7 protein-coding genes are annotated in these 6,358 nt (G+C 36.8%); 5 read left to right on the forward strand and 2 right to left on the reverse strand.

The window, feature by feature from the left end; all coding sequences use genetic code 11:
• Positions 1 to 241: 241 nt before the first annotated feature.
• On the forward strand, positions 242 to 526 hold the full coding sequence (locus tag KQI76_RS11350) for a YutD family protein (RefSeq protein ID WP_216400406.1): 285 nt from the start codon (positions 242 to 244) through the stop codon (positions 524 to 526).
• Between the two features lie 77 nt (positions 527 to 603).
• On the opposite strand, the gene KQI76_RS11355 is transcribed toward KQI76_RS11350, so the two are convergent.
• On the reverse strand, positions 604 to 1,113 hold the full coding sequence (locus tag KQI76_RS11355; RefSeq protein WP_216400407.1) for a phosphatidylglycerophosphatase A family protein: 510 nt from the start codon (positions 1,111 to 1,113) through the stop codon (positions 604 to 606).
• Positions 1,114 to 1,710: 597 nt separating this feature from the next.
• Between KQI76_RS11355 and KQI76_RS11360 the strand changes: the two genes are divergently transcribed.
• The 3 genes from KQI76_RS11360 to thrB are packed head-to-tail and all read left to right on the forward strand — an operon-like array spanning position 1,711 to position 4,952.
• Entirely contained in the window at positions 1,711 to 3,003 is a 1,293-nt protein-coding gene (locus KQI76_RS11360) for a homoserine dehydrogenase (protein ID WP_216400408.1), read from the forward strand.
• A 3-nt stretch (positions 3,004 to 3,006) separates the two neighbouring features.
• A complete protein-coding gene (gene thrC, locus KQI76_RS11365; protein WP_216400409.1) occupies positions 3,007 to 4,068 on the forward strand; it encodes a threonine synthase in 1,062 nt (353 codons plus the stop codon).
• Entirely contained in the window at positions 4,065 to 4,952 is an 888-nt protein-coding gene (gene thrB / locus KQI76_RS11370) for a homoserine kinase (protein WP_216400410.1), read from the forward strand. Before thrC ends, thrB begins: the two co-directional genes overlap by 4 nt.
• An 81-nt stretch (positions 4,953 to 5,033) precedes the next feature.
• Here the strand turns inward: thrB and KQI76_RS11375 are convergent, their stop codons facing one another.
• A complete protein-coding gene (locus KQI76_RS11375; protein WP_253288920.1) occupies positions 5,034 to 5,309 on the reverse strand; it encodes a NifU family protein in 276 nt (91 codons plus the stop codon).
• A gap of 161 nt (positions 5,310 to 5,470) precedes the next feature.
• Between KQI76_RS11375 and KQI76_RS11380 the strand changes: the two genes are divergently transcribed.
• Entirely contained in the window at positions 5,471 to 5,830 is a 360-nt protein-coding gene (locus KQI76_RS11380; RefSeq protein WP_216400412.1) for a HesB/IscA family protein, read from the forward strand.
• Positions 5,831 to 6,358: the final 528 nt, after the last annotated feature.

A 6,358-nucleotide genomic window follows, 5' to 3' on the forward strand; every position in this document is an offset into this window, starting at 1 on the left:
TTAATAACGTCACACTACCTAAACGGCGAGCAAGCGAAGCGCGGTAGCTAATGGTGTACAATATTAGAGTGTCTAACTTACTGTTATGAAAACAACATCGAGAAAATATTGACACATACTTATTGTAAAGCGGACTGTTGAAGTTTTAAACACTATGCTAAAATAAACAGTAAGTAGAGTTTTAAAATACATATTTTATTGTAAAGTTAAAGACAGAAACTATTTAAAAGAGGTTGATGATATGAAAGAAATTGTTGAAATTGAAGGGAAACTGTATCGATTAGTTGAAAATCATAAAAACGGTTTTGATAAAAAAGCCTTTATTGAACGATATAGTGATATATTAGATAAGTATGATTTTATTGTTGGGGACTGGGGTTATGATCAATTGCGATTAAAGGGGTTCTTTGATGATCAAAGTACGAAAGCAAGTTTTGATACAAAGGCGAGTTCAATTGATGATTATTTATATGAATATTGTAATTTTGGTTGCGCTTATTTTATTGTTCAACGGATCATTCAATAGGGTGAATTGGCTTGTTGACAGGTAAAAAACGTATTCACAGATAAAATTGTGAATACGTTTTTCTATGTCATTTAAAATTAATCAAGCTCTTCATCCTTAGCTACACTATGTGCTAGTCGACTTGAAGCAGCGGCGGCGATTGCACCAATGATATCATCTAGAAAAGTATGACATTGTCCGCTTGATTTGTCATTCAGTTTTTTCAGGATACCAGGTTTCTCTTTATCAATATAACCGTAATTTGTAAAACCAATTGAACCATATACATTGACAATCGATAAAGCAATGATTTCATCTATCCCGTATAAACCTTCATCTGATGCAATGGTCTCTTGAAGTGGGCTTGTCAGTTGATTTTGTTCGGCAAGAACATCAAGTTGAATTCCAGTTATGACAGCATTTTGAACTTCTCTTTTACTTAGGACTTTATCGACATTTTCAATACAATCTTCAATACTTAATGAATCGTGATAAGGTGCTTGAAGATAATGAACAAGTTCGCCGATATCGCGTAAAGTTACGCCACGTTCTTTGATCCAATTACGTGCTTTTTCTTCTAAGTCTGTTTTTGGGTTCTGTTCTGACATATCATATCATCCTATCTTTGAATGGTTTAGTATTTAGTATAGAGAGTAGTGATTAAAATTCAAAAAGTTATCCAATATTGACTTTTGAAATGATTCTCTCAACTTTCTTAGATATCCTCATCCACTTCGGTTAGATGAATTTTCTGTTAATATTATTTACCGAATCGTGTTCGTCTCATTCATACTTATTCCGTCTTCCACTTTGGTTGGGAAAGGACCCCAGCCAAATAACCTGCAAAAGACTAAGGAATATAGGTAGAGAATGTTGGCTAGTATAGATTTGAACTTTCTACAATAGATCATTAAAAATGTCATTGTTAGGATAAGGAATTCTACTTCTAATTGCCGTTTTATTTGATGGAAAAACAAGATCCCACTGAATAAAGTTTTACTTTATTAACTTTGACTATATCATGAATAAGCCAAAAAAGATATTGAAATTACTTGGCGCTAGAACGTATAATAAGCAGTGAGTTATTTTCACTTTTTTCTGAAATTTATGTTAATTTAATCTTGAATCTAATAGAAGCAACATGTATAATGTCCTCAATAGATAAACAATTGTTCATTTAGTAAATACAAAGGGGAGGCATTGATGTGGATACTGTTAAAATTGGGCTATGTGGTCTCGGTACTGTCGGGACAGGTGTAGTGAAGGTTTTAGATGATCATAAGGCGAGAATAAGACATAAGCTTGGTTGTAATGTAGAAATTGTCAAAGTATTAGTTAACGATGTTAATAAGCCAAGAGATGTTGTGATTGATATGAACTGGCTAACTGATAATCCAGATGAATTAGTTAATGATGAAGAAATTGAAGTCATTGTTGAAGTGATGGGTGGTATCGAGGGAACCAATCAATTACTTGAACAGGCGTTAAAGAATAAGAAGCACATTGTGACAGCTAATAAAGATCTAATGGCACTTCATGGTCAAAGACTTCACCGTCTGGCAAAAGAGAATAATTGTGATATTTTGTACGATGCCAGTATTGCTGGAGGTATTCCGATTGTTCGAACACTAGTTGATGGGTTAGCATCTGATCATATTGAAAAAGTGATGGGAATTGTCAATGGAACAACCAATTACATCATGACCAAAATGACCCAAGAAGGATTAGCTTTTGAGGATGTTTTAAAAGAAGCCCAAAAATTAGGTTTTGCAGAAGCGGATCCAAGTGCTGATGTTGATGGATTAGATGCCGCAAGAAAGATGCTATTATTAGCAAATTTAGCTTTTAAGATGGAATTGAATCTTGATGATGTTACTGTCAAAGGGATCCGTCAAGTTAGTCAAGAGGACATCAACTTTGCTAAAAGTTTAGGTTATACGATTAAATTGATTGGAATTGCTTCAATCAAAGACTGTAAAGCAGAAGTGACCGTAGAACCCACCTTATTACCAAAGGATCATCCATTGTCACTTGTTAATAATGAATTTAATGCAGTTTTTGTTCACGGTGAAGCGGTGGGAGAGACGATGTTTTATGGACCAGGGGCTGGGAGTTTACCAACTGCTACCGCTGTGGTTTCAGATCTTATGGAAGTGATTCGGAATATCCGCTTAGGTATAAACGGTCATTCATATATTCGTCCACAATTTGAACGTAAATTGAAAGCCGACAATGAAAAGTTCTCTCGTCATTTTATCCGCTTAGATGTAGAAGATGAAGCCGGGGCTTTCCAAGAGATTACGAATGTCTTCTCTGACCATGATGTTAGTTTCGCTAAAATCTTACAATTACCAGCCGAAAAGAAAGGACGAGCGGAGATTGTTATGATTACGCATCAGATAAGTCAAGAACAGTTACTAAAAAGTTTACAATCATTAAAGAGTTTAAATGTAGTTGAACGTTTAATCAGTCACTATAGAGTTGATGGGGAGGAATAGTTAATGGCCTGGCAAGGACTTATTAAAGAATACAAAGCATATTTACCGATAACTGATAAAACACCAATGATTAGTTTACACGAGGGGAATACACCATTAATTAAGCTGGAAAAGTTATCAGAGCAGTATGGAATCGAAGCATATGCCAAAATTGAGGGAGTTAACCCAACTGGCTCATTCAAAGATCGTGGTATGGTGATGGCAATTGCAAAAGCCATTGAGGCAGGTGCGAAAACAGTAATTTGTGCATCGACTGGTAATACATCAGCCTCAGCATCTGCTTATGCTGCACGAGCGGGATTAAGATCAATTATTATTATACCAGAAGGAAAGATTGCTCAAGGGAAGCTCGCCCAAGCTGTGATGTATGGAGCTGAAATTTACTCGATTAAGGGAAACTTTGATGACGCGCTTCGAATAGTACGTAAACTAGCTGAAAATGATGAAATTACACTTGTTAACTCTATCAACCCTTATCGCATTGAAGGACAAAAAACAGCCGCCTTTGAGGTCTGCGATGCATTAGGAGAAGCACCTGATTATTTATTCATTCCTGTTGGTAATGCAGGAAATATCACAGCCTACTGGAAAGGTTTTAAAGAATATCATAAGTTTAAACAAACAAGTTTACCTAAAATGATGGGTTATGAAGCAAGTGGCTCAGCCGCTATCGTTCATGACCGTGTAATTGAAAATCCAGAAACAGTTGGTACTGCGATTCGAATTGGTAATCCAGCAAGCTGGAAGCAAGCAGTAGCTGCCAGAGACGAATCAGGTGGGACAATTGATGAAATTACAGATGATCAAATGATCGCAGCTTATCAATGGTTAGCAGAGAATGAAGGAATTTTCGCTGAACCAGCCTCAAACTCTTCAATCGCAGGATTATTTAAAGCATTAGAAGCAGGTGAGGTAAAGAAAGGCTCTAAAGTCGTTTGCGTTTTGACTGGTAATGGTTTAAAAGACCCGAATACAGCAATTGAATACAGTGATGTTAAACCAACTGTGCTTGAAAATAATGATGAATTAGTGATGCGGGAAATACTTGGTCGTGTTTCATTATGAGTTGGAAAATAAAAGTCCCTGCAACTACGGCTAATATAGGAGCTGGCTTTGATTCAATTGGGATTGCTTTAAATTTATATTTAACTTTAACCATAGAGGAATCCAATGAATGGGAGTTCATCCCCAAATCTGATCACTTGAAGAGCCTACCAAGAGATCAATCAAATATTATTTACCAAATGGCTAAAAAAACTGCAGAACGTCATCAGATAAGTGATCTTCCTGCTTGTCATGTGGAGTTAGAGAGTGATATCCCATTAGCAAGGGGACTCGGAAGTAGTGCTACAGCCATTGTTGCTGGGATAGAGCTAGCCAACCAATTAGCTGACTTAAAGTTGTCTTCTGAGGAGAAAGTTTTATTAGCTACTGAGGTTGAAGGGCATCCTGATAATGTTGCTCCTGCTGTAATGGGTGGATGTGTAGTTGGTCATTTTGATCAAACGCTAGATATGATTCAGATTCCAATAGATAATTTAGTCTTTGTTACAATGATTCCCGATTTTGAATTAAAGACAAGAGAAGCGCGTTCCATTTTACCGCAACAGTTTACACATGGCGAGAGTGTAAAGGCAAGTAGTGTTGCAAACGTAAGTGTCGCTGCTATATGTCAACAAAACTGGTCACTTTTAGGAAAGATGTTTAAGAAAGATTCCTTTCATCAACCTTATAGGAAAACATTGATCCCATACTATGACGAGATTGAGGAGAAATTGGCTAATCAAGTTTATGGAATTTATTTAAGTGGGGCAGGTCCAACAATGATTGCTTTAGCCTCTCAAAAGCAAGTTAATCAATATTTACAGCAGTGGGAAGAGAATTTCCCCGATTTGAAATGGTTAACGCTAGAAGCGGTTAATCAGGGGGCTTTTATAATTAAGAATTGAGAAAAAGAATAGAAGAATTAAATTTAAAAAGACTACTTAAATGATCGAAATAATTTTAAGTAGTCTTTGTTTTTAATTTATTTAAATAACTTGTTCTATTTCGCGAACACCGGGTACTTCTGATACCAGGGCGCGTTCGATTCCAGCTTTAAGAGTAATTGTAGAGCTTGGGCAATTACCACACGCTCCTAATAAGCGTAGACGTACAATACCTTCATCAACTTCAACCAATTCAACGTCGCCACCATCACGTAGTAAGAATGGACGTAATTTATTTAAGACTTCTTGCACCTGTTCTTGCATCATCCATCTACTCCTTTCCTTCTTCCTTTTGTAATTATACCATCTATTATTCATTTTAAGAAGTGTTTGCTATTATTTCTTGGGAAATATTTTTTGTAACAAGTCAATAAATATAATGTTTTAGTTTTTAATATAAGCAAATGAGCACTGAATTTGAATTAATTGTTTCTTTTCCGTATACTAATTGTTAATAAGAATGAGGAGGGTAATGATCGATGGTTCTCCAAATTACCGAACAAGCGAAAATACAAATTAAAGAAATGCTGAATAATGAAGATAATCATCAACTTAGACTTCGTTTTGGAGTTAAAGGTGGAGGGTGTAGTGGACTGTCCTATGCGTTAGGATTTGATGATGAATTTGACGAACAGTTAGATTACACTGATGATATTAATGGTGTACCAGTAACTATAAGAAAAGAAGATCTTCAAATTATTGAGGGGACGACAATTGACTTTAAACAGAATATGATGGGGGGCGGTTTTACAATCGATAACCCCAATGCCATTGTATCCTGTGGCTGTGGGTCTTCCTTTAAAGCAAAGGAACGAGAAGGCACACCAGAAAACTGTTAAATAAAGCGAAGCTTCAATCAGTGTGGCCTGAGGGATCTAAGTCATGCAGATGTTACCACAGAATGTGATGGGTTTAGTTTTCGTACACCTATCCCCGCCGATTGAGCCTGGGACTGGGACTGCGCTTACTCGTCCCACCGAAAACATTTGCGATTACTGATCCCACCGTAGGAATTTGCGGTTACTCGTCTCACATGAAACATTTGTTACTACCACAAGGGTATGATCTAAGGGCACTTGAACCAATCAGGCTCTTATTGCCAGTTGATCTCCCACTTACAATGCTTAGTTTCTTTCAAATGTTTGAAGCGGGAGTTATACTGCGATAAAGGAAAAAGGAGTTTCAGTAAATCAATTTTACTGAAACTCCTTTTTTGTTCGCCCAGCATGGGCGAACGCTAACGGGTGAAAGTCCCTAGTGCGACCTAATAGCGGTAAGCACATAGCTAAAGGCAAGGGTGTCCATGGTGACGTGGAATCTGAAGGAAGCCCTAAGCAAACCTCTGGTCTGACGAACAGAAACCATAT

The organism is Amphibacillus sp. MSJ-3 (assembly GCF_018919165.1).
Lineage (GTDB): Bacteria > Bacillota > Bacilli > Bacillales > Amphibacillaceae > Amphibacillus.